The following is a 21,348-nucleotide window of genomic DNA, read 5'->3' as shown; positions in this document are numbered from 1 at the left end:
GACCTCTAGGGTGCCGCCCATGCGACCGATAAACGGGGATGACGTGACCAAGGCCGTGACGAGCTGCGTGGCGACGCTACGGCCGATGGCGGACCGGGACTGGGGGTCCGTCAAAGCTGCCCGTCTCGCATGGAGTTGCCGCAAGACGGCCGAGCACATCGCGAGCGATCTGATCGCCTACGCGGGCCAGCTGGCCGGACGCGCCCAGGACGGGTACGTCCCCTTCGACATCACCCTGGACGACGGCACCGACAACAGCGGTCTGCTGCACGTCATCCAGACGACCGGCGTGTTGCTCGCCGCGACCGTGCGCACCACCCCGCCCGGCGTGCGCGCCTTCCACCCCTACCCCTTCCGCAGCGCCGACCGCGAGGGCTTCGCAGCGATGGGCATCGCAGAAGTGCTGCTGCACACGCACGACATCGCCGAGGGCCTGGGCATCGACTACGAGCCGGATGAGGAGCTGGCGGAGTCCGTCCTGACCTGGCTCTTCCCGCACGTCCAGCCCGGCCCCGCGCCCTGGCCGACCCTGCTGTGGGCCACCGGCCGGGGCGAACTGCCCGGGCGCAGCCCGGTCACCGAGTGGCGCTGGTCCAACAACCTGGCCATTGCCTCCGAGCGCCTCACCCTGACCGGCGTCCGTCCGGCCGCCGCCCGTGACCTCCGTCTCGGCGGCGACGGCGGCTTCCGGTGGATCGAGGGCGGCCCGTACGAGGGCACGCGGGACGCGGCCGGACTCCTTGTCAAGGCGTACGAGACGGGTGTGCACCGGCCGGAGTTCGGGATCTTCGTGCTGGTCCGGAAGGACGGCCTGGCGGTCGGCGCGATGGGCTTCCACAGCGCCCCGGACGAAGAGGGTCGCGTGGAGATCGGCTACGACCTCGCCGAGGCGGCTCGCGGCCAGGGCTACGCCACCGAGGCACTGCGCTCGCTGACGAAGTGGGCACTGGCCCGGGATGATGTGCACGCGCTGACGGCGAAGATCGACCTGGACAACGCCGCTTCCCGGGCGGTGGTCACCCGCACCGGGTTCCGGCAGGTGGGGTCGGACGACAAGGTGGCCGTCTACGAACTCCGGCGGGAAACGGGCCAACCGGCGCCGGCGGCGGAGGACTGACCGGGCCCGGAAGCATCCCACGGCCCGGGGTCGCGCTGCGCAACCAGGCCGACAGCCGGACCGCGCCGCGGAGGGGACACCGCCGTACGACGCGGTCGGGGTCAGCAGACGTGCCGCAGGTCGAGCGGGAGGTCGGTGTTCACATCCAGCTCGCCCCAGGTCTTCGGGCCGACGATGCCGTCCTTGTCGAGGCCGGTGCATCCCTGGAACTTGACGACCGCGTTGTAGGTCAGTCCGCCGAAGATGCCGTCCACCTTGAGGGCGGGGCCGGCCATGACGAAGTTGAGCTGGCACTGGAGGGCCTTCACCGCGGCCCCGGTGGAGCCGTAGCCGAGCTGCGGCTCGGCGGCGCTGTAGGTGATGCCGCAGTACTGGTAGTTGCGGGCTGCGGAGGCGGTACCGGCGCCGGCCAGAGTCGCGCCGAGGGCCAGGGCTGCCGCGGCGGCGAAAGCGACGAGACTTCTGGACATGGTGGCTCCCTTGGTCAAAAGGACTTCGAGTGAGTGTGTGACTTCGTGTGACTTCGGGCCGGCCCGGCCTCGGCGTTGCTTGCATGGGGAGGACCAGCAGGCCCGAGGCGCTGTACACGCTCCGGTTGCCGAGCTCGGACCAGGACTTGGGACCCACGATGCCGTCGGCCGCGGTGCCGCTGCAGGAGCGGACCCGGAATCCGGGTACGGCTTCGAGGATCCGGGCACCGGACCTGTCCGGGCACTGCCGGAGCGGGGCCAGTGCCGCGCGTGTCGGAATTCAGCCAGCCCGACAGGGACTTGACCGCGTGGCCGCGTGACCGCCGTCCGCTGTGGTCAGGACTGTTCCACAACCGAGATCCGGCGGGCAACACCAGACCGTCCCACGGCGGAGGGTCCGCGTCCCACGATTCCGACCTGCGGCTTCCCGAGAGCCGATGGCGATTCCGGGACGCCCGGCGGGTCGGCGACAGGAGCCGTCGCGCCCTTGTCCGCGGCCTCCGGTGACCAGGGAGGCCCACCCACGGACCCGTGAGCGCCCTCCTCCCGCACCCGGCACCACGACGACCAAGGCCCCGCCCAGGTCCCGCCGGGAACCCCGCGGCGTCAAGAGCCCCGCACCGTCCCGCAGCCCCGCTCAGTCGCAGGTCAGGGGCGAGGGACGTCCCAAGGTGTCCCATCCCGGCGTTCGCGCTGGTGGGACGGCGGTGCCGTGATCAAGGATGGGTGTCGCCGATCGGCGCACCTCCCCCCACCACTCCATCCGTCCCTCCCGGGCATGCCCGGGAAAGCAGGGAGAGAATCCACGTGTCCACAACGACCCTTCGCACGCCCAGACGTGTGGACGGCACCCGCGTCATCTCGATGGCGCTCACCCTCGCCGCGATACTGGTCGGCCTGCTCGGCGCGGCGGTGCCGCAGGCCCACGCGGCTGACGTACAACTGCTCCAACGCGACCTCGCCGGCCTCAGCTACGCCCCGCTCAGCGGTGTCGACGGCATCTACGGCTCCCAGACCACCGACTCGGTGCGCCACTTCCAGCGCGACAACGGCCTGGCAGTGGACGGTGACGCCGGTCCCGCCACCATGGCCGCGCTCACCGCGAAGGTGAAGCAGGTGCAGAGCAAGGCAGGGACTTCCGCCGACGGCGACTACGGCCCCGCCACCCTCAGCGCGGTGAGGGCCTACCAGAGCGCACACCGCCTGGAGGTCGACGGCATCGCCGGCCCGCAGACCATGGGCGCGATGAACATCGACCGCATCACCTCCAGCGGCACCGGTGCCAGCAGCGACACCAAGCTGCTGCAGCGCAACCTGGTGGGTCTCGGCTACCTGGCCTCCGGTGGCGTGGACGGCATCTACGGTCCGGCCACCAAGGACGCGGTGCTGTCCTTCCAGAGCGACAACGGTCTGGAGGTCGACGGCATCGCCGGCCCGCAGACCAACGCCGCGCTCACCGCGAAGGTGAAGCAGGTGCAGAGCAAGGCAGGGACTTCCGCCGACGGCGACTACGGCCCCGCCACCCTCAGCGCGGTGAGGGCCTACCAGAGCGCACACCGCCTGGAGGTCGACGGCATCGCCGGCCCGCAGACCATGGCCTCCATGGGGATCGCCCGTGAACTCGGCGGCGGCAGCTCGGGGGGCGAGAGCGGCGGCTCGCCCAGCACTCCCCCGCTGTCCGGCAGCATCCGGGACAAGATCGTCCAGGCCGCCCGCTCGCAGCTCGGCGTCCACGAGTGGAACAACAACTGCAACCCCTACGGCCCCTGCGAGCCCTGGTGCGCCCTGTTCGCCAGCTGGACCTGGCGGCAGGCCGGCATCAACTTCCACACCGCCTTCAGCGGGGACTTCTACTACTACGGGCGCAACCACGGCACGCTGCACAGCGGCCTGAGCAACCCTCAGCCCGGTGACGCCATCGTCTTCGGCAGCGGTCCGCAGAGCCCCAGCACCAGCACGCACGTCGGCATCATCGAGAAGGCCTACGCAGACGGCACCGTCGACACCATCGAGGGCAACGCCAGCGACCAGGTGATGCGCCGCCACTTCAACCCGGCCACGCGCGGCGCCTACGCCATCGTCTCCCCCTCCGGGGCCTGACTCCCCACTCCGCGCCTCCCGGTCCGAGCCGGTCTCGTACCGGGAACCAGCCCGCTCGCGGGGCCATCGGCGGGCCGACGGCCCCGTGCCGGCGGCCCCGCGAACCGGGGCGCCGCCGCTCCCCACACCGACCCGCCGAAGGGAAACACCCATGCGCAAGAAGCTCGCCGCCGCCACCACCGGACTCCTGCTGATCACCGGCCTCGGCGTCGGCGTCGGCAGTGCGACCAGTGCCTCCGCCGTCACCCGGGGCAACTACTGCGGCATCTACACCCTCGCCGAGCCCGAGGTGAGCTACGGCGACAGGGGCGACGCCGTCAAGGCGGTCCAGTGCGCGCTGAACCGCAGCGTGCGGGGCGTGAACCTGGCCGAGGACGGCATCTTCGGCGGATTGACCTACAACGCGGTCGTCAAGTTCCAGGGATGCGCCGGCCTCGCCAAGGACGGCATCGTCGGCCCGAAGACGTGGCGACAGCTGGACAACTGGAGCGACTGGGACACCAAGGCGTTCTGGATCTGCTGACCCCTCCCCCGCTCACCCGCCCCTTCGGGCCCAGCCCACGACTCCTGGAAGAAGAGACCCCGCCATGACCGGAATCCGTCCCCTCAAGTGCCTGTCCGCCCTCTCGCTCGCGCTGACCGCGGCCGGCTCACTGCTGCTCTCGGCGCCCGCGGCCCACGCCGGCGACTACCTCGACTCCTGCCTGAACGCCGTCGGCACGCGCACCTCCCCGAACGGCTACTGGACCATTCCCGCCCGCAACTTCTCCCAGGGCTCGTCGGGAGTGTGCGTGAAGGAGATCCAGTTCGACGTCGCCTCCACCGTCGGGCTCGACCCGGCCGACGAAAACGGATTCGTCGACGGCCTGTTCGGCCCCAAGACCGACTCGTACGTGCGCCGGTTCCAGAAGGCCAACGGTCTGCAGGTCGACGGCATCGTCGGCCCGCAGACCTGGCAGAGGCTCGTCCAGCAGACGACGGACTGATCTCCATGACCAGAACGAACGGGCAGGCCACCCGCAGGCGCGCTGGCACCGCCGCCTCGGTGCTCGTCGCGGCGGCGGTGCTGGCGGGCGGGACCGCGGCACCCGCCCAGGCCAGCTGGTCCGGCGAGCTGCAGACGTGCAAGGACCGGTACGGTTCCGAGTACTACCTGGGCTGGGACATCCCCACTGTGGTGCTCGCCCGGGGCTCGACCGGGGTGTGTGTACGGGAGCTGCAGGAGGAGCTGGTCGAGGCGGGTGCAGTGGCCACCGCCGATGAACCGGGTTTCGTCGACGGTGTCTTCGGGCCCAAGACGTACAGCGCGGTCGTGACCTATCAGCTCCGGCACACGGTGACCGGCGGCGCCGACGGCGTCGTGGGGCGGTACACCTGGCACAACCTGATCTCCCACGTCTACTTCGAGTAGGGGCGCCGCCCGGCCCCGGGTCGGGCGCGGCTCTCACCGTCGCCGTGGCGCGCCGTCACCGCGGCGCGCCACGGCGACGGTATGCTTCCGTCCGACTTTCAGGACCGGAACACCGGGGTTGAGACGGGGGCAGTTCCATTGGCGAGCCGGCTGTGTGCCGGTCCGTCGCCGTGTCTTCGGCTTGGGCTGGTGGACCATCAGCGAACGGGCAGACAGTGAGCGGCATAGATCTCTCCGCATCCCCACCTTCGCCGGACCCCGCTGTCAGGCTGCGCTCGGAGCTGCTTTCGCAGAAGCAGCGGTCCGGGCTCAGCTACGCCCGGATCAGCGCGCTCACCCATTACTCGAAATCGTCCTGGGAACGCTGGATCAACGGAAAGCAGTTCCCGCCCCGCAGCGCGGTGGAGAGCTTCGCCCGAGCCGCGCGGACGGACGCCGGGCCGCTGCTGGAGCTGTGGGACCAGGCCGAGCTGATACGTGCCGCCGGTCCGGAGCCAGCCGAACCCTCCGTCCCCGCGTCCGGGCGGGCTCCGGCGGCAAGCAGGAACGGGGGCCCGGTGGCCGGCCCGGCGGAGGAGCCGGCGCCGGCCGAGGCCGAGGCGGCCGTACCGGAGCCCGCCGAGGCCGACACGGCAGCCGTACCCGACGCACCCGGGCCCGAGGCAGACACGACCGAGGCAGACACGACAGGTCCGGCAGCCGGACCGGGGATCGCGCGGCGCCTGGGACTTCGCCGGCCCTCGTACCTGGTCGCGGCAGCGGCCGCGGTGTGCGCCGTCGTCGCAGCGTCCGGTTTCGCGATCGTCCACTACTCCTCGGACCGTTCCGAGGGCAGCACGGACGACACCGGCCGTCAGGCGGGCGCGACCCCCTCGGCCGTGCACACCGCCCCGGTCAACTGCACCCAGGCCGGCTGCACGGGCAAGGACCCGATGACCATGGGATGCTCCCGGGACGGACAGACGCTTGCCCTGACCCGCAACGAGAACATGGTGATCGAACTCCGTTACAGCAAGGCATGCGGGGCCTCATGGGGGCGGATCACCTACGCGGAGCCGAAAGCGGTCGTCGACGTGAACAACTCCATCGGCGCCACCGAGGCCACCCCGGTGCACTGGGGCAACGACGTCTACTCCCCGATGGCCGAGCTGAGCGGGAACCAGACCGCATGGGCGTGCGGAACCCAGCCGGACGGACAGAGCCGGACCTGTACCGTGCACAGCCCCGTGCCGTCCGCGAGCTGAACCGCCCGGCGACGCGCCGCGGGTCAGAAGGGGTTCCGCCCCTTCGGGCGGCGCAGCCCCGACGCCCGCAGCAGCCGCACCACCTCGCGGCTGCCGACCTCCACCGCCCCCGCGGCCACCGCGTCCGCGTACCGGTGCGACGGAAGGTCGTAGTGGTCACGCTCGAAGGCACGCCGGGGCAGGCCCAACCCGTCGGCGAACAGGCGCAGCTCGTCGTACGACACATCGCTGACCAGGTGCGACCACAGACGGCCGTGCCCTGGCCAGGTGGGCGGGTCGATGTACACCGTCACGGGCGCCTCCCTAGGAGGTCATCCCGCCCGAGGCCGAACCCAATGAGCCGACCGCCGCGACCTTCACCCCCGCCTGGTGGCACACCCAATGCGGATCAGGGCCCAGTTCGGGCTCCACGTCCAGCGCGTGCGGATCGCCCGCGCCGCACACCGGGCACAGCGGCCAGCGGCCGTACCGGTCCAATAGCGCGTCCTGTACGTCCTGGGCGACCAGCCCGGCCACGTAAGCGGCGCCCTCCGGCCACTGCTCGACCCACCAGCGCCGCTGGGCGACGGAGTCCTCGACCAGTGAGACGACGTCCGCCTCCGCGACCTCGCGCGCGATCAGATCGGCGAGCACCAGGGCGCGCGCCGCGTGCAGGGCCTGCTCCAGAGGGCTTACGGGGTCGTCCATGCTCCCCATTGTGCGCACGCTTGACCGCGACACCGAACCGAAAATATCTTTCACATGTGACCCAGGACATGAAGGAAACTTTCGGCGGTCCGGGTGGCTCCCTCGCCGCCAAGGTGCGCACGCTCTCCCCTTCCCTGACCAGGTCCATGCAACGTGTCGCCGAGGCCGTCGCCAGCGACCCGGCCGGCTGTGCCGCCCTCACGGTCACCGGCCTCGCCGAACTGACCGGCACCAGCGAGGCCACGGTCGTCCGTACCGCCCGCCTCCTCGGTTACCCGGGCTACCGCCACCTGCGACTCGCCCTCGCCGGCCTCGCCGCCCAGCAACAGGCCGGGCGCGCTCCCGCGATCACCACCGACATCGCGGTGGACGACCCGATCGCCGACGTCGTCGCCAAGCTGGCCTACGAGGAGCAGCAGACCCTCGCCGACACGGCCGCCGGGCTCGACACCGTTCAGCTGGGCGCGGCCGTCACCGCGCTGGCCGCCGCCCGCCGGACCGATGTGTACGGCATAGGGGCGTCCGGACTCGTCGCCCAGGACCTCACCCAGAAGCTGCTGCGCATAGGCCTCATGGCGCACGCGCCCGGCGACCCACACCTCGCCGTCACCAACGCGGTGCAGCTCCGCCCGGGCGACGTGGCGATCGCGATCACGCACTCCGGCTCGACGGGGGACGTCATCGAGCCGCTGCGGACCGCCTTCGGACACGGGGCCACCACGGTGGCCGTCACCGGCCGGCCGGACTCTCCGGTCACCCAGTACGCCGACCACGTGCTGGCCACGTCCACCTCACGGGAGACCGAGCTGCGGCCGGCCGCGATGTCCTCGCGGACGAGTCAACTACTCGTGGTGGACTGCCTGTTCGTGGGAGTGGCCCAGCGGACGTACGAGACGGCGGCGCCGGCGCTGGCCGCCTCGTACGAGGCGCTGGCCCATCGGCATCGCAGCACACCCAGGTGAGCGAGCACGCGAACCAGCACCCGAATCGGAGAGAACCGCCTCCCATGACCTCGCACGACACCGCCCAGGGCCGACTGCCCGAGTTGGCCTCGCTGACCACCGAAGCCTTCCGCCCCGAACTCGCTGGCATCGACCGCCTGCCCACCCACGACATCGCCCGCCTGATGAACGGCGAGGACGCCGGTGTACCCGCCGCGGTCGCGAGTCAGCTCCCGCGGATCGCCCGCGCCATCGACGCCACGGCGGAGCGGATGGCACGCGGCGGGCGCCTGATCTACGCCGGTGCGGGCACCGCGGGCCGCCTCGGTGTACTGGACGCCTCCGAGTGCCCGCCCACCTTCAACACCCGACCCGACCAGGTCGTCGGCCTGATCGCAGGCGGGCCGACGGCCATGGTCGCCTCGGTGGAGGGCGCGGAGGACTCCGGGGAACTGGCCCACCGAGACCTGGACGCCCTCAAGCTCACCCCGGACGACACGGTGGTCGGCATCTCGGCCTCCGGCCGCACCCCCTACGCCATCGGTGCCGTCGAGCACGCCCGCGCCCTCGGCGCCCTGACCATCGGCCTGGCCTGCAACGAGCGCAGTGCGCTCGCCGCCGCCGCCGAACACGGCATCGAGATCGTCGTCGGCCCGGAGCTGATCACCGGCTCAACCCGACTGAAGGCGGGCACGGCCCAGAAACTCGTCCTGAACATGCTGTCGACCATCACGATGATCAGGCTCGGCAAGACCTACGGAAACCTGATGGTCGACGTGCGCGCCTCCAACGACAAACTCCGCGCCCGCGCCCGCCGCATCGTATCCCTGGCCACGGGCGCGGACGACGTGGAGATCGAGAAGGTCCTCACCGAGACCGGCGGCGAGGTGAAGAACGCGATCCTGGCGATCCTCGCCGACGTCGACGGCCCGACAGCAGCCCGCCTTCTGGAGGAGTCCGGCGGCCATCTGCGCGCCGCACTGGCGCACCCGGCCGGCTGACCCGCACCCTCGGGGCGTGCGCAACGACCCCGCCCCCACCACGACCACCGTCCTCGAACTGGTCGGCGGCCCGGCCAACGTCACCTCCGTGGACCACTGCATGACCCGGCTCCGGCTGGGCCTCGCCGACCCCTCGGCAGTGGACGAGCCGGCGTTGCGGGCCCTGCCCGGGGTGCTGGGGGTGGTGGCGACGGCGGATGCCGGGGCCGTCTGGCAGATCGTGCTCGGTCCGGGGGTGGTCGAGGAAGTCACGGCAGCGGTGCGGGCACGGGTTGCCGAGCGGCCGGCCGGTACGCACACCGAACCGGACCTGGCCGCCGAAGGCGCCCGCCTGAAGGCGGAACTGCGGCAGCGCAACGCCACCCCCGCCAAGACCGCACTGCGCCGGATCGCCGCCGTCTTCGTCCCGCTCATCCCCGCGCTGATCGGCTGCGGCGTCCTCGCCGGACTCAACGGCCTGCTGCTGAATGCCGGATTGCTGCCCTTCCTGACCCCCGCCGTGTCCGCCGTCGCGTCCGCCTTCATGGCGCTGATCGCGGTGTTCGTCGGCCACAACACGGCGAAGGAGTTCGGCGGCACACCCGTGCTGGGCGCGGCGGTGGCGGCCGTCGTCGTATACCCGGGCGTGGCGCAGGTGACGGTGTTCGGGGCGCACCTGGCCCCCGGGCAGGGCGGAGTGCTCGGCGCGCTCGCGGCAGCGCTGCTGGCCACCCGGGTGGAGAAGGGGTGCCGGGGCCGGGTCCCGGGCGCGCTGGACGTCCTCCTCACCCCCACGGTCACGGTCCTCGTGTCCGGCCTGGTGACGCTGTACGGCCTGATGTACGCGGCCGGGGCGGTGGCCGCCGCGATCGGCTCGGCGGCGAACTGGCTCCTGGAGACGGCGGGAGCCGCCGCCGGACTCGTACTCGGTGGCCTGTTCCTCCCCCTGGTCATGCTGGGCCTGCACCAGGCCCTCATCCCCATCCACGCCACCCTCATCGAGCAGCAGGGCTACACGGCCCTGCTCCCCCTGCTGGCCATGGCGGGTGCGGGCCAGGTCGGCGCGGCCCTCGCGGTGTACGTCCGCCTGCGCCACGACGTCTGCCTGCGTACGACGATCAGGTCAGCCCTGCCCGCGGGACTGCTGGGCGTCGGCGAACCCCTGATCTACGGCGTCTCCCTGCCGCTCGGCCGACCGTTCCTGACCGCCTGCGCGGGCGGCGCGGCGGGCGGGGCGTTCGTCGGCTTCTTCGCGATGCTGGGCACCGAGGTAGGCGCCACGGCGATCGGCCCGTCGGGCTGGGCGCTGTTCCCCCTGCTGACGGGGAGCAGGGGGCCGGGATGGGCGGCGGCCGTCTACGCGGGCGGTCTCCTCACCGGTTATGCGGTGGGTTTCGCGGCGACGTACCTCTTCGGGCTCCCGCGCCGCGCCCGGGTGGCCGCACCCGCGTGACGCACCACCAGGACCGGTCGTTTCCCCGAGCATGATGAAATCCGTCCTGGCCGCTGCCGCCCTCGCCGCCTCCGCCACCGCGCTGGCCGCCCCCGCCGCCCACGCCGACGACCACTGGACCGCCACCGGCACCGCCAGGTGCGCCGGCGACCTCGCCGTCGTCCCCGTCCTCAAGGCGGTGTCGCCGCTGCCGCTGGACGAGGCCCCTCCCGCCTGCGGCGAGGGCAGCCTCATCCGGCAGGACGGCTGACACCCGACCTGGTGCGGGAACTTCAGTCGGGGATCTCGTAGTACGTCCCGGTCCCGGACCATCTGAACACCACGCCGTCCGCGCGGCGGATGCCGGCCACGGTGGCTGACCCGGGCTCGTGCGAGCAGTGGGTGACCGGGGGATCGGGCGCCTGGCAGACGACCGGTTCCCCGACCCGCTTCCGGTACCGGAGGGCGGACCGTATCCCAGTCCAACGTCTGTGAGCCGTTGGATAGTTGTGTCGGTTCACCCGTGTGCGGACCCTCCGGGTTCGAGACCTTCCCACGGTCGTAGGCAACCAGTTTGCTGCCGAAGTCGTCGTGCCGGAAGGCGACACCGCCGTCACCATCCGGGAGGTGGTCGGCCGCGTACCGGTCGCCTGCGGAAGGGATGCGGTCCAGCACGTCACCGGCGCGATCGGGGTCGGCACCGTAGTAGCCGGTGACGGTCATCACGCAGTGGATCTTGTACGTGTCGTCGTTCGCCGGCCACAGTCCGCCTCCGCCCCTCTTGCAGGAGTCGTCCACGGTGACCAGGGCGAGGGTGAGCGGTGTCTTCTGGTCGTACGTCCGGACAACGCCCGTGAGACGTTCCTCGCTCCTCCTTCTGGCGTGCACGGCTTCGGTGCTTCCTGCCGGCCTGCGCAGCTCAGCACGGCTGATGGCGTGGTCGCTGGCGAAAGCGGAACACGAGGCGACGCCGAACACGGCAGCTACGACGCCTACGGCGGCGGTGGACCTCCGGGCTGTACGAGGGGTCCGAAACAGCAGCATGCCGATCCTTTCCGTCCGGCACGGCCATTGCGTTGTGCCCGCCGGCAACGAGCGGGGCCTGAGTACGTGTACTCAGGCCCGTCGCCGCAAGAAGACGTGTCCCTACGTCGGTGCGCGTTCCAGCACGCTGACGTACCGGCCGGCGCCCGCGGCCTCCGGGCGGAACGAGGTCATGCCGACCGCGAGCGCACGGTTGGTGTCCGCCTGGAACAGCGCGGTCTGCACGATCCCGTTGGCATCCTCCCGTTCGCCGCCGGTCCCTCAGCCATCCGTCAGGCGCTACCGTCGAACTGCCGCACCCGGTCGGCATCACCCTGGACACGGAGAGTCTGGAGGAACGCAAGGGTGCAAGGGGTGCAAGGAATGCTAGGAATGCTAGGAATGCAAGGAATACGTGGAGTGACATGAACCACGGCCAGACCGCCGCCCTCGGACGGGCCCTCCGGCTCCTCGGGGAGCACGGGGATGCGCTGACCGCCGACACCCCGGACGCCCGGCTGCACGAGATCAAGACCGACCTGCGGCGAGCCCTCGGCCTGCTCGACGAGACCGTCGGCGCGAACGCACCCGCCACCCGCTGCGCCGAGCACCCGAACGGGCCGGTGGACGAGAGCGCCCCGGACCGGTGCCTGCTGTGCGAGACCCGGCGGCGGGCCGCCCGGCGCTCGGAGTTCCAGGGCAGGCCCGCCGCGGTGGAGGCCCCGGACCCCGCCCCTTCCCGCTACGGCGTCCGCGCCGACCGGCCACAGGCACAGCAGCGCTGGCTGCCGGAGCTGTGGAACGGGCAGGAGTGGCAGCTGTGCGGCACACCCCGGCGGGACCGGCGCGAGGCGGAGGCGTATCTCGCCGCCCAACGGCGCGGCCCCCGGCCCGCCATGGCCTACCGGCTGGTGCACGAGTTCACCGACTACGAGGTACTGCGGGTGTGGGGTACTCCGGTACGCATCGACATCGAACCCATGGGCAACCTGTAGCCGCGGTCGGACCCACGGGGACGAGGGCAGTGGCAAGGGGCGGCAGAGGTCGCGCTCGTCCTTCCCCCTCCGATCCGTCAGGCTTCCCTCCCCCCGGTACGTCAGGAAAGCTCACGAAGCGCATCGGAGCGTGCGTGGAACGAGTCGTTCAGGGCATTTTCATGGAGGGAGTTCTGGACCGTGGCGGTGAGTTTCAGGGCCCGGCTCCACGCGTCCACCATGTCGGCGCTCTGTTGCTCAAGAACATCAGGGCTGTTCTTGAGCCCACCCGCGCGCAGGGTGCTCCCCCACATATCGACAAGGTGCCCGACCGGGTCCTTTTCGTAGGAAGGCGGTGTGGACGCCTGCTTCGTCGCCTTCGTAAAGACGACTCGCTGCCATTGCTCCGCCTGGGAATCGCCGAGGTCATGGCGGACGCCGGTGGCAACGGCGTCCAGAGAGCCGAACACACGCGAGTTCTGCGCAGGTGGAACGGTGAGGTCGTAGCCGGTGACGCCACGCGGCACGGCGGCGAGTTGCTCGGCGGCGTACCGAGTCGAGGCAGCACGCACCGTGGCGTAGGCCGCAGGGTCCTCCGAGATGCCCCGCAGGACGCGGAGCAGCGTGCTGCGTGTCACCGCCATGTGAACGCCGTCGGCGTCCTCCCAGGCCGGCTTGGCCGGAAGGCCGCGCACGGCGTAATCGGCGTCCCCGATGCCCAGGACCGACGCGGTGTCCGGCGCGTAGTCCGCGAGGGATTCCGCGAGGGGCGTTCGAAGTGCGGCGTCGACGCGCCGGCCGTTCTTGGACAGGCTCTCGTCGACAGCTACCAGAACCAGCTTCATCGTCTGCGCCTGCTGGAGTGAGTGCCGGTGTGGCTTGGCTCCCACGACAGCCTTTTCGACAGCCGATCCGAGTTCGGAACAACTCATCCCGGGCCGGTATCCGCTGCCCAGCGCCGTGTGCAGGTGCTTGTCACCGAGCAGGTCGTCGCATGTCCCGGCGTGCCCGTCCGAGCCAAGGAGCAGCCAGGCCGCGACACCGCCGACCGCCGACGCACAAGCGACGGCGGCAGTGATGGCGACGAGACGACGCCGCTGCGAGCGGCGGGAGGATGCTTCAGGCATGGGTTTTCCTTGACGGAGTACGGGGCTAGGAGGCGGTTCGGTCAGAGGTACTTCTCGGCCGTGTTCGCTCCTCTGTCGTGACCGTTGAGCATCGCGTTCTTGAACGCGTCGATCCGGTCCCTGCCGGCTGTGGAGTCGGGGTCGATGTCCGAGCGGCCGTGTGCCCACCCGTCGACCATCAGAGCCGCCTGGTTGTTGGCGTCAAGGTAGTTGTCCGCGACCTCGGCATCGGCACGGGCGTCCACCCCTGCCTTCATGTCGTTGTCCCACTGCCACGCCCATGTGTCCACGCCTCGCTGGAGCACGTCACCGACCACGATGGAGCCACCTGCTGTTGTGGGAATCGTCATGGGGGTAAGAATGCCGCCGATGACGTGGTAGGCGATCTTCGACTTCCAGTCGGCTGCACTGTAGCCGTCCATGCGCCCGTCGTTGATCACGTCCTCTCGGATGGCGGTATACGCGCCCAGCGCAGCGCCCGCTTTGCCCAGGGGTCCGGTCTTCTCGAAGTCGGTCTCGCCCGCCGGAATCTTGTTCAGTTCCTCGTTCATGTACCGGGCCTCGGCCTTGTGCAGCGTCGCGTAGGCGTCGGGGTCCTCGGACATCCCTCGCATGACCTGTACCAGGTCCTTCTCAGACACAGCCATGTGCGCCGTGCCCCCGCTGTCGAAGTACCCGTCCCCCGTTGCATGGCTCACGTAGTCGGCGCTCATGCCGCCCAGGATCTCGTGCGTGTCGTTCGTGTACTGGGCCAGGGCGTTCGCCAGCGGCTTGCGCAGGTTCCCGGGTACGGGCGCGTCATTACCCGAACTCGGCTTGAGTTCTTCGATGACGTCGTGCATGACGCGTGCCTGGGCATCGCTGTGCGGCATATCGGGCCAGGGATCCTGGCCGTCTTCGAGGGGGAGGTGTCCCGTTGCCGCGGCCTCCAGCGCCGCACCCAAGCCCGTGCGGTTCAGGGGGCCGTCGATCTCCGAATAACCCATGCCGTCGAGCACGTGCTTCGGCCAGTGCCGGGTGTTGAGCAGGTAGTGCAAATGATCGTTGCCGACGTGATCGGCGCCGCTGCCGTTGCCGGCCGGATCGAGGAAATGGGTCGCGGCATCTGGGTTCTGGCTCATCATGGCGAGAAGCCCGTCGAGCGCGTCGGCACGGATGCCGTCGTGGCCTGGTCCCCATTCGGTGAACAGGCCCGAGTGTGTCTTCTCGGCGGCGATCAGGTCGTCGCCCATCTGGTACAGGAACTGGTCGTCGTACTTGGTGTCGCTGTGCTGCATCATGCTGACGAACGACTGGTAGCCGCAGAGCGGATTCGACTTGGAGCCGTAGTTCTGGGTGCCGTACTCCTCAAGCCCCTGCGTCCACTGCCGATAGAACGCTCCGTCGGCGCTGTCAAGCCACGCCTTGAACTTCGGTGAGCCCGGCGGCATGTCAGCAACCGAGCCCGGCACTTGCGTGGCGTTGGCGACCGTGTCGGCCAGCGAGCTCTGCAGGTCCATGTACACGTTCTCGTGGCTCTTGTCAGAGGAGTAGGCCAGATGATTCAGCTCGTTGGTGAACTTGATCGTGGTGTCCGGCCCCAACCCGTTCAGGAACGTCTGGCTGAATGCCTTGTCCCCCTTGTTGTCCCGAAAAGCGCGGCGCAGTTCAGCGAGGTCGGTGGCGGAGACCTTTTCACCCTTGGCGACGCGCCGGGCGATGTCGTCAGCCTCCTGGGCCTCGTACTTCTCGATGTCACCCTGAGCCTCGCTGTTGAAGCCGGGGACCATGCTGTCGCCCATGCCGGAACCCTTCACGACGGCGGTGAAGGCGACCTCAACGCCCTTGTCAGCGTCGTCCACGTCCTTCACGCACCGGTCGATGCGGGCCTGCCAGGAAGCGACATCCTTGTGGATGCTGTCCTGGTAGGAGGGGTCGTGCACATAGGCCATACGTTCGCCGTGGCTCATCTTCTCGGTGTCGTACGAGACCACGCCCTGATCCGACACCTTCATGCCTGTGGCAATCGCGTCCTCGCAGGCCGACTGCAGCTTCTTACGCAGGTCCACGAACTGGGTGTGCGCGTCACGCAGGAGTGAGGCGATCGCCTTGGCTTCGGTCTGGGCGCTCTGGAACTCTGCTAGCCGCACCCCAAAGCGCGCGTTGGCGGCTTGCTGGCTCTCCCCCACGAACGTCGGACGCAGAGTGATGCCGTGCACGTCCCGCCGGTACGCGGTCTCCTGCTTGTTGAGTTCCTTCGCCATGCCGTCCCAGCGCTCGGCGGCCGTGGTGAGTGTGGACAGGTCAGTCGTCAGGATCTCGTGGTACGTCGGCATGGGTCCCCGTTGGATCTGGTGGCGCGCGAGAGAGGTCGACTGTCAGTCACTGCGTGGGGGCAGCGAGTACGTATCGAACACAGACACCTTGCGTGAGGCACCACCCACTCCGGCGTCCGCCCCGGTCAACACGGTGTTGTTGGTCCGGAGGGCTGATTCGTCCCCCGACAGCCGGTCCAGGAAGTCCTGGACCTGTTCGCCCCAGATCTTGTGGGCCTTGCGCACGGCACCGGAAGTGAGCCAACCGTGCCCGTCCCTCGCGTCGAACGCCTTCACCACGGCGCCCGTCTCATCGTCCGCCCAGGCTCCCGCCGTCTTGGTATCCGGTTCGATGTCGCGATGGAGTGTGTTCGCTGCGGCCTGCTTTTCGTGCGAGGAGTGCGCGAGGTCCGGGCCACCACCACCAGGGCCATCCGGCAGCTGATTGAGTCGCATCCCCACCGCGTGTACGGCATGCCCACGCGCTATATGCCGTTCTCCCGCCGACTCTGACACCAAATCTCGCCCCCGTAGACGTGCTTAGCGTGCGTCTGCCAGGCTAACAATCGCGCAGGTGCTCTTGTACATCCAGGCTCCCAGCCCCGAGCACTCGCTTCTCCGGGGCTGCTGCGCCGGACGGGCTGCGGCGTGCAGACGCCGGACGGGCCCGCCATGGCCTACCGGCTGGTGCACGAGTTCACCGACTACGAGGTACTGCGGGTGTGGGGTACTCCGGTACGCATCGACATCGAACCCATGGGCAACCTGTAGCCGCGGTCGGACCCACGGGGACGAGGGCAGTGGCAAGGGGCGGCAGAGGTCGTACCCCTCCCACATGCGCCTGCGCCTGCGCCTGCGCCTGCTGTGATCCTGCGGATCTGACACCGCCCTCCCGGGTCCACGTGTCTCCACCCGCTACCGCACGGCACGCCCGCGCTCCGCCTGAGCAGCCACACCAGCGACGACATCCGGCGTTTCCGTCGACGGCCCGGAACAGCGAAACCTTCCAAGCCGGCGAGGCACCGGCCCTCCGCCTGAGCAGCGGACACACCACTGCCGCTCCCGGAAGGGCAACGGCTTCGGCAGGGGCGAGGAATGGCCTGTTCGCGACTGTGCCTCTCCACCGCCCAGCCGCAAAGCTGACGCCTGGTGGCTCCACCTTCGTAAATTTGTCATGTTCGATTCAGTCCGGCCTTGGCCGGGCCGGTGTCATGCGGGCCGCCGCGATCGTGACGTCCCCCAGGGCGAAGCGTGGTCACCCGCGTGGCACAGACCGCCACCTGACGCACTGCGCAGCCCGAACCCAGACGGCAAGGAGACTGCACAGTGATCAGAAAGACATCGTCCGTCATAGCCCTGGCAGCGACCGCCGGGGCGCTGCTCCTCGGCACCGGCACCTCATCAGCCGCCGGCGGAGAAGACATGGTCTGCCACGTCTCCCCGTCAAACAGCTCCAACTACACACAGAACTGCTTCACTACCAAGTCGTCCACCACCTACACGGTCGCCTACCGCGTGCAGAACGGGACTGGCAGCTACACCTACGCATGGACGCCGCCGACCAACCACGGTGTCCACGTGGCCTACGGCTGCACCTCCACGTCTGACTACTGCACCATCACCGTGCCGAGACAGGGCGAGCAGTACCTGGTCGCGAACGTCACCCTGACCCAGGGTTCCTACCACGCGACGCTGAGCACCGAGGCGGAGATTCCCGCCATGTGCGGCACTCAGATCTGCTGACCGCACGGACCCGGTGCACAGTGGCGGCGCCCGGGGCTGTACGGCCTCCGACCCTTGCGCCGCCGCTGCGGCGGCCGGCGGCGTTCCACAGGCCACGCCCAGGGCAGGGCCTCGGGCGTGGCCTGTGGCAGGCCGCAATGCACTGGGGCCAGTCCCACGGCGCCGCCTAACCGCTCCTCCAGACCGAGGTCGGCAGCCCTTCCAACCACCTGTGCCAGGGCGAAGGACTGACCTTGCTCGGCTTCAACAGCACCACACGGACCGGACATCAAGAAGGCGACCAGGGACGATCGCATCTGCCCGGCCACCCCGGTCGCATCAGCTGAGCGTCTGCAACGCCGCCGCGTCATACGGCATCAGCTCGTCAAAGCGGTCCGCCAGGACCTTCGCCGCCCACTCCGGGTCCTGGAGCAGAGCACGACCCACGGCAACCATGTCGAACTCCTCCGACTCCAGACGGTCCAAGAGGTTGTCGATCGCCTTGACCGGAGAGCCCTGACCCTGGAAGGCGCCGATGAAGTCACCATCGAGACCGACGGATCCCACGGTGATGACCGGCTTTCCGGTGAGCTTCTTGGTCCAGCCCGCGAGGTTCAAGTCGGAGCCCTCGAACTCGGGGAGCCAGTAGCGGCGGGTGGAGGCGTGGAAGGCGTCTACGCCGGCGGCGGCCAACGGGGTGAGGATCGCCTCCAGCTCCTCCGGGGTCTCGGCCAGGCGCGCATCGTAGGCCTCCTGCTTCCACTGCGAGTAGCGGAACAGGACCGGGAAGGAGGGGGAGACCGACTCGCGGACCGCGGCGACGATCTCCGCGGAGAACGTCGCACGGGCCACCGGGTCGCCGCCGTAGGCGTCGGTGCGGCGGTTGGTGCCCGACCACAGGAACTGGTCGAGGAGGTAGCCGTGGGCGCCGTGGATTTCCACACCGTCGAAGCCGATGCGCTCGGCAGCGGCCGCCGCCTCGGCGAACGCGCCGATGACGGCGTCGATGTCGGCCTGGGTCATGGCCTTGGCGTCCGCGGTGCCGTCGATCCGCAGCCCGGAGGGGCCGACCGCGGGGGCGTCCGGGACGGGCGCCTGCCCCTGCTTGCGGACGGTGCCTATGTGCCACAGCTGCGGGACGATCGTGCCACCCGCCGCGTGCACGTCCTCGGCGACCTTCGCCCACCCGGCGAGCTGCTCCTCACCGTGGAAGCGCGGGACGCGGTCGCTCTGGCCGGCCGACTCGTGGCCGACGTAGGTGCCTTCGGTGACGATCAGACCGACGCCGGCAGCGGCACGGCGCGCGTAGTAGGAGCGGACGTCGTCGCCAGGGATGCCGCCCGGGGAGAACATGCGGGTCATCGGCGCCATCACGATCCGGTTGGGGACGGTCAGACCGTTGAGCGCAATGGGGCGGGAGAGAATCCGGGCCGCGCGGGAGGCGGATGTGGTGGCAGTCACGTGGGGAGCTCCTCGTGCATGGTTCTGTTAACCGGTCGGTATGTGCGCACGCATCGTTGCACCTTCTCAAGCAACTGAGTGCCGGCCGCCGGCATTCCGCGCCCGGGGCACGCCTCCTGTGATCCCGCCCACGCGAAGGCTCCAGCCCGGACACGCCCGAGGGCGGCACCCCCTGCCATGGCAGGGGGTGCCGCCCTCGGTAAGGACGTTGATCAACCCTCGGGGCGATCAGAAGTCCATGTCACCGCCCGGCATGCCGCCGCCAGCCGGCGCAGCGGCTGCCTTCTCCGGCTTGTCGGCGATGACGGCCTCGGTGGTGAGGAACAGGGCGGCGATGGAGGCGGCGTTCTGCAGCGCGGAACGGGTCACCTTCGCCGGGTCGATGATGCCCTCGGCGACCAGGTCGACGTACTCACCGGTCGCGGCGTTCAGGCCGTGACCCGGGGTGAGGTTGCGGACCTTCTCCACCACGACGCCACCCTCAAGGCCGGCGTTGACGGCGATCTGCTTCAGCGGAGCCTCAAGGGCGAGCTTCACGGCCTGGGCGCCGGTCGCCTCGTCACCCTCCAGCTCCAGCTTCTCGAAGACGCTGGTGGTCTGCAGCAGGGCCACGCCACCGCCGGCGACGATGCCCTCCTCGACGGCCGCCTTGGCGTTGCGGACGGCGTCCTCGATGCGGTGCTTGCGCTCCTTGAGCTCCACCTCGGTGGCGGCACCGGCCTTGATGACCGCGACACCGCCGGCCAGCTTGGCCAGGCGCTCCTGCAGCTTCTCGCGGTCGTAGTCGGAGTCGCTGTTCTCGATCTCGGCGCGGATCTGGTTGACCCGGCCGTTGACCTGCTCGGAGGAGCCGGCACCGTCGACGATGGTGGTCTCGTCCTTGGTGATGACGACCTTGCGGGCGCGGCCCAGGAGGTCCAGGGTCGCGTTCTCCAGCTTGAGGCCGACCTCCTCGGAGATGACCTCGCCGCCCGTGAGGATGGCGATGTCGCCGAGCATGGCCTTGCGGCGGTCACCGAAGCCCGGGGCCTTGACGGCGACGGACTTGAAGGTGCCCCGGATCTTGTTGACGACCAGGGTGGACAGGGCCTCGCCCTCGACGTCCTCGGCGATGATCAGCAGCGGCTTGCCCGACTGCATGACCTTCTCCAGGAGCGGGAGCAGGTCCTTGACCGAGGAGATCTTGGAGTTGGCGATGAGGATGTACGGGTCGTCGAGCGACGCCTCCATACGCTCCATGTCGGTGGCGAAGTAGGCCGAGATGTAGCCCTTGTCGAAGCGCATACCCTCGGTGAGCTCCAGCTCCAGACCGAAGGTCTGGGACTCCTCGACGGTGATGACACCTTCCTTGCCGACCTTGTCCATGGCCTCGGCGATCAGCTCGCCGATCTGGGTGTCGGCGGCGGAGATGGACGCGGTGGAGGCGATCTGCTCCTTGGTCTCGACGTCCTTCGCCTGCTCCAGCAGGGCGGCGGAGACGGCCTCGACAGCCCTCTCGATACCGCGCTTCAGGGCCATCGGGTTGGCACCGGCGGCGACGTTGCGCAGGCCCTCCTTGACCAGGGCCTGGGCGAGCACGGTCGCGGTGGTCGTACCGTCACCGGCGACGTCGTCCGTCTTCTTGGCGACTTCCTTGACCAGCTCGGCGCCGATCTTCTCGTACGGGTCCTCGAGCTCGATCTCCTTGGCGATGGAGACGCCGTCGTTGGTGATCGTGGGGGCGCCCCACTTCTTCTCGAGGACGACGTTGCGGCCCTTGGGGCCGAGGGTCACCTTGACGGCGTCCGCGAGCTGGTTCATGCCGCGCTCGAGGCCGCGCCGCGCCTCCTCGTCGAACGCGATGATCTTGGCCATGTGAAGTGGTCCCTCCAGGACTGGGGGTGATTCCTTCGGACCGCGCCCGCGCCCGCGACGGACGGCTCGCCGGCCGCGTGGTTCCTTGCCCCACCTGGCCCGCGGGCCTCACCGACCCGGTCCTTCGCTGTCACTCTCACCTTCAGAGTGCTAACGCAATGATTAGCACTCGGCATGGTCGAGTGCAAGCGCCTCCCGACATGCGACCGGCCCCGTCAGCCACGCGCGAACGGCAGAACCAGGGCACGACGAAGGGCCCGCACCGTGTTCCGGTGCGGGCCCTTCGTGCAAGAAACGTTCAGGCGGTGACGCGAACCATGTCGGCCTGCGGGCCCTTCTGGCCCTGCGAGATCTCGAACTCGACCCGCTGGCCCTCTTCCAGGGTGCGGTAGCCGTCCATCTGAATCGCGCTGTAGTGGACGAAGACGTCCGCACCACCGTCGACCGCGATGAAGCCATACCCCTTCTCCGCGTTGAACCACTTGACGGTGCCCTGAGCCATGCCTAACTC

23 protein-coding genes are annotated in these 21,348 nt (G+C 69.8%); 13 read left to right on the top strand and 10 right to left on the bottom strand.

Annotation, left to right across the window (positions count from 1 at the left end; translation table 11 throughout):
• Positions 1-43: 43 nt before the first annotated feature.
• Positions 44-1,117 (top strand): GNAT family N-acetyltransferase, encoded by a 1,074-nt coding sequence (locus LK06_RS18400; RefSeq protein ID WP_052270349.1) that lies wholly within the window; start codon positions 44-46, stop codon positions 1,115-1,117.
• Between the two features lie 101 nt (positions 1,118-1,218).
• On the opposite strand, the gene LK06_RS18395 is transcribed toward LK06_RS18400, so the two are convergent.
• Positions 1,219-1,587 carry a peptidoglycan-binding domain-containing protein gene (locus tag LK06_RS18395; protein ID WP_052270348.1) on the bottom strand — a complete coding sequence of 123 codons (369 nt, stop codon included), beginning with the start codon at positions 1,585-1,587 and terminating at the stop codon, positions 1,219-1,221.
• Between the two features lie 807 nt (positions 1,588-2,394).
• Here LK06_RS18395 and LK06_RS18390 point away from each other — a divergent pair.
• From LK06_RS18390 to LK06_RS18370, 5 genes are all read left to right on the top strand, one after another.
• Positions 2,395-3,687, top strand: a complete 1,293-nt coding sequence (locus LK06_RS18390; protein WP_159025228.1) for a peptidoglycan-binding protein — start codon at positions 2,395-2,397, stop codon at positions 3,685-3,687.
• 151 nt (positions 3,688-3,838) lie between these two features.
• Positions 3,839-4,210, top strand: a complete 372-nt coding sequence (locus tag LK06_RS18385) for a peptidoglycan-binding domain-containing protein (RefSeq protein WP_052318872.1) — start codon at positions 3,839-3,841, stop codon at positions 4,208-4,210.
• Between the two features lie 64 nt (positions 4,211-4,274).
• Entirely contained in the window at positions 4,275-4,673 is a 399-nt protein-coding gene (locus LK06_RS18380; protein WP_039658097.1) for a peptidoglycan-binding domain-containing protein, read from the top strand.
• 5 nt (positions 4,674-4,678) lie between these two features.
• Entirely contained in the window at positions 4,679-5,098 is a 420-nt protein-coding gene (locus tag LK06_RS18375) for a peptidoglycan-binding domain-containing protein (protein ID WP_052318873.1), read from the top strand.
• 215 nt (positions 5,099-5,313) lie between these two features.
• Complete coding sequence (locus LK06_RS18370) at positions 5,314-6,342, top strand: helix-turn-helix domain-containing protein (RefSeq protein ID WP_159025169.1); 1,029 nt, start codon at positions 5,314-5,316, stop codon at positions 6,340-6,342.
• Between the two features lie 23 nt (positions 6,343-6,365).
• Here the strand turns inward: LK06_RS18370 and LK06_RS18365 are convergent, their stop codons facing one another.
• Positions 6,366-6,635, bottom strand: a complete 270-nt coding sequence (locus LK06_RS18365; RefSeq protein ID WP_039654800.1) for a DUF4031 domain-containing protein — start codon at positions 6,633-6,635, stop codon at positions 6,366-6,368.
• Between the two features lie 10 nt (positions 6,636-6,645).
• A complete protein-coding gene (locus LK06_RS18360; RefSeq protein WP_039654799.1) occupies positions 6,646-7,029 on the bottom strand; it encodes a hypothetical protein in 384 nt (127 codons plus the stop codon).
• 56 nt (positions 7,030-7,085) lie between these two features.
• Between LK06_RS18360 and LK06_RS18355 the strand changes: the two genes are divergently transcribed.
• Genes LK06_RS18355 through LK06_RS33250 form a run of 4 tightly spaced genes read left to right on the top strand, consistent with a single transcriptional unit; the run spans position 7,086 to position 10,653 of the window.
• Positions 7,086-7,991, top strand: a complete 906-nt coding sequence (locus tag LK06_RS18355) for a MurR/RpiR family transcriptional regulator (protein WP_039654798.1) — start codon at positions 7,086-7,088, stop codon at positions 7,989-7,991.
• Positions 7,992-8,035: 44 nt separating this feature from the next.
• Positions 8,036-8,971 carry an N-acetylmuramic acid 6-phosphate etherase gene (murQ, locus tag LK06_RS18350; RefSeq protein ID WP_052270097.1) on the top strand — a complete coding sequence of 312 codons (936 nt, stop codon included), beginning with the start codon at positions 8,036-8,038 and terminating at the stop codon, positions 8,969-8,971.
• Positions 8,972-8,987: 16 nt separating this feature from the next.
• Positions 8,988-10,403 carry a PTS transporter subunit EIIC gene (locus LK06_RS18345; RefSeq protein WP_043404974.1) on the top strand — a complete coding sequence of 472 codons (1,416 nt, stop codon included), beginning with the start codon at positions 8,988-8,990 and terminating at the stop codon, positions 10,401-10,403.
• 31 nt (positions 10,404-10,434) lie between these two features.
• Entirely contained in the window at positions 10,435-10,653 is a 219-nt protein-coding gene (locus LK06_RS33250; protein ID WP_039654796.1) for a hypothetical protein, read from the top strand.
• Between the two features lie 875 nt (positions 10,654-11,528).
• Here the strand turns inward: LK06_RS33250 and LK06_RS34900 are convergent.
• On the bottom strand, positions 11,529-11,651 hold the full coding sequence (locus tag LK06_RS34900) for a hypothetical protein (RefSeq protein WP_267886140.1): 123 nt from the start codon (positions 11,649-11,651) through the stop codon (positions 11,529-11,531).
• A gap of 179 nt (positions 11,652-11,830) precedes the next feature.
• Between LK06_RS34900 and LK06_RS18335 the strand changes: the two genes are divergently transcribed.
• Positions 11,831-12,400, top strand: coding sequence for a hypothetical protein (locus tag LK06_RS18335; protein WP_039654795.1), 570 nt, complete (start codon positions 11,831-11,833; stop codon positions 12,398-12,400).
• A gap of 101 nt (positions 12,401-12,501) precedes the next feature.
• Here the strand turns inward: LK06_RS18335 and LK06_RS18330 are convergent, their stop codons facing one another.
• Genes LK06_RS18330 through LK06_RS18320 form a run of 3 tightly spaced genes read right to left on the bottom strand, consistent with a single transcriptional unit; the run spans position 12,502 to position 16,256 of the window.
• Complete coding sequence (locus tag LK06_RS18330; protein ID WP_039654794.1) at positions 12,502-13,506, bottom strand: hypothetical protein; 1,005 nt, start codon at positions 13,504-13,506, stop codon at positions 12,502-12,504.
• Between the two features lie 41 nt (positions 13,507-13,547).
• Positions 13,548-15,821 (bottom strand): DUF6571 family protein, encoded by a 2,274-nt coding sequence (locus tag LK06_RS18325; protein WP_043432791.1) that lies wholly within the window; start codon positions 15,819-15,821, stop codon positions 13,548-13,550.
• 42 nt (positions 15,822-15,863) lie between these two features.
• Positions 15,864-16,256 (bottom strand): hypothetical protein, encoded by a 393-nt coding sequence (locus tag LK06_RS18320; protein WP_063837896.1) that lies wholly within the window; start codon positions 16,254-16,256, stop codon positions 15,864-15,866.
• Positions 16,257-16,448: 192 nt separating this feature from the next.
• Between LK06_RS18320 and LK06_RS34895 the strand changes: the two genes are divergently transcribed.
• Complete coding sequence (locus LK06_RS34895) at positions 16,449-16,571, top strand: hypothetical protein (RefSeq protein WP_267886143.1); 123 nt, start codon at positions 16,449-16,451, stop codon at positions 16,569-16,571.
• Positions 16,572-17,126: 555 nt separating this feature from the next.
• Complete coding sequence (locus tag LK06_RS18315; protein WP_039654792.1) at positions 17,127-17,543, top strand: hypothetical protein; 417 nt, start codon at positions 17,127-17,129, stop codon at positions 17,541-17,543.
• A 318-nt stretch (positions 17,544-17,861) separates the two neighbouring features.
• On the opposite strand, the gene LK06_RS18305 is transcribed toward LK06_RS18315, so the two are convergent.
• The 3 genes from LK06_RS18305 to LK06_RS18295 form a co-directional block, all read right to left on the bottom strand.
• Entirely contained in the window at positions 17,862-18,983 is a 1,122-nt protein-coding gene (locus LK06_RS18305; RefSeq protein WP_039654791.1) for an NADH:flavin oxidoreductase, read from the bottom strand.
• A gap of 228 nt (positions 18,984-19,211) precedes the next feature.
• Entirely contained in the window at positions 19,212-20,837 is a 1,626-nt protein-coding gene (groL, locus tag LK06_RS18300) for a chaperonin GroEL (RefSeq protein ID WP_039654790.1), read from the bottom strand.
• 298 nt (positions 20,838-21,135) lie between these two features.
• The gene (locus LK06_RS18295; protein WP_004986573.1) at positions 21,136-21,339 is read right to left on the bottom strand and encodes a cold-shock protein; all 204 of its coding nucleotides are present in this window, start codon (positions 21,337-21,339) and stop codon (positions 21,136-21,138) included.
• Positions 21,340-21,348 lie beyond the last annotated feature (9 nt).

The sequence above is a fragment of the Streptomyces pluripotens genome (assembly GCF_000802245.2).
Classification (GTDB): domain Bacteria; phylum Actinomycetota; class Actinomycetes; order Streptomycetales; family Streptomycetaceae; genus Streptomyces; species Streptomyces pluripotens.
Note: the sequence above shows the minus strand (reverse complement) of the source record. Positions and strands in the feature narration are given on the sequence as shown.

Bases quoted from the DNA above. Each gene is read 5' to 3' on its own strand.
- LK06_RS18395 (WP_052270348.1), bottom strand. From the start codon at position 1,587: ATGTCCAGAAGTCTCGTCGCTTTCGCCGCCGCGGCAGCCCTGGCCCTC.
- LK06_RS18385 (WP_052318872.1), top strand. From the start codon at position 3,839: ATGCGCAAGAAGCTCGCCGCCGCCACCACCGGACTCCTGCTGATCACC.
- LK06_RS18380 (WP_039658097.1), top strand. From the start codon at position 4,275: ATGACCGGAATCCGTCCCCTCAAGTGCCTGTCCGCCCTCTCGCTCGCG.
- LK06_RS18375 (WP_052318873.1), top strand. From the start codon at position 4,679: ATGACCAGAACGAACGGGCAGGCCACCCGCAGGCGCGCTGGCACCGCC.
- LK06_RS18360 (WP_039654799.1), bottom strand. From the start codon at position 7,029: ATGGACGACCCCGTAAGCCCTCTGGAGCAGGCCCTGCACGCGGCGCGC.
- murQ (WP_052270097.1), top strand. From the start codon at position 8,036: ATGACCTCGCACGACACCGCCCAGGGCCGACTGCCCGAGTTGGCCTCG.
- LK06_RS33250 (WP_039654796.1), top strand. From the start codon at position 10,435: ATGATGAAATCCGTCCTGGCCGCTGCCGCCCTCGCCGCCTCCGCCACC.
- LK06_RS18335 (WP_039654795.1), top strand. From the start codon at position 11,831: ATGAACCACGGCCAGACCGCCGCCCTCGGACGGGCCCTCCGGCTCCTC.
- LK06_RS18330 (WP_039654794.1), bottom strand. From the start codon at position 13,506: ATGCCTGAAGCATCCTCCCGCCGCTCGCAGCGGCGTCGTCTCGTCGCC.
- LK06_RS18325 (WP_043432791.1), bottom strand. From the start codon at position 15,821: ATGCCGACGTACCACGAGATCCTGACGACTGACCTGTCCACACTCACC.
- LK06_RS18320 (WP_063837896.1), bottom strand. From the start codon at position 16,256: ATGCGACTCAATCAGCTGCCGGATGGCCCTGGTGGTGGTGGCCCGGAC.
- groL (WP_039654790.1), bottom strand. From the start codon at position 20,837: ATGGCCAAGATCATCGCGTTCGACGAGGAGGCGCGGCGCGGCCTCGAG.
- LK06_RS18295 (WP_004986573.1), bottom strand. From the start codon at position 21,339: ATGGCTCAGGGCACCGTCAAGTGGTTCAACGCGGAGAAGGGGTATGGC.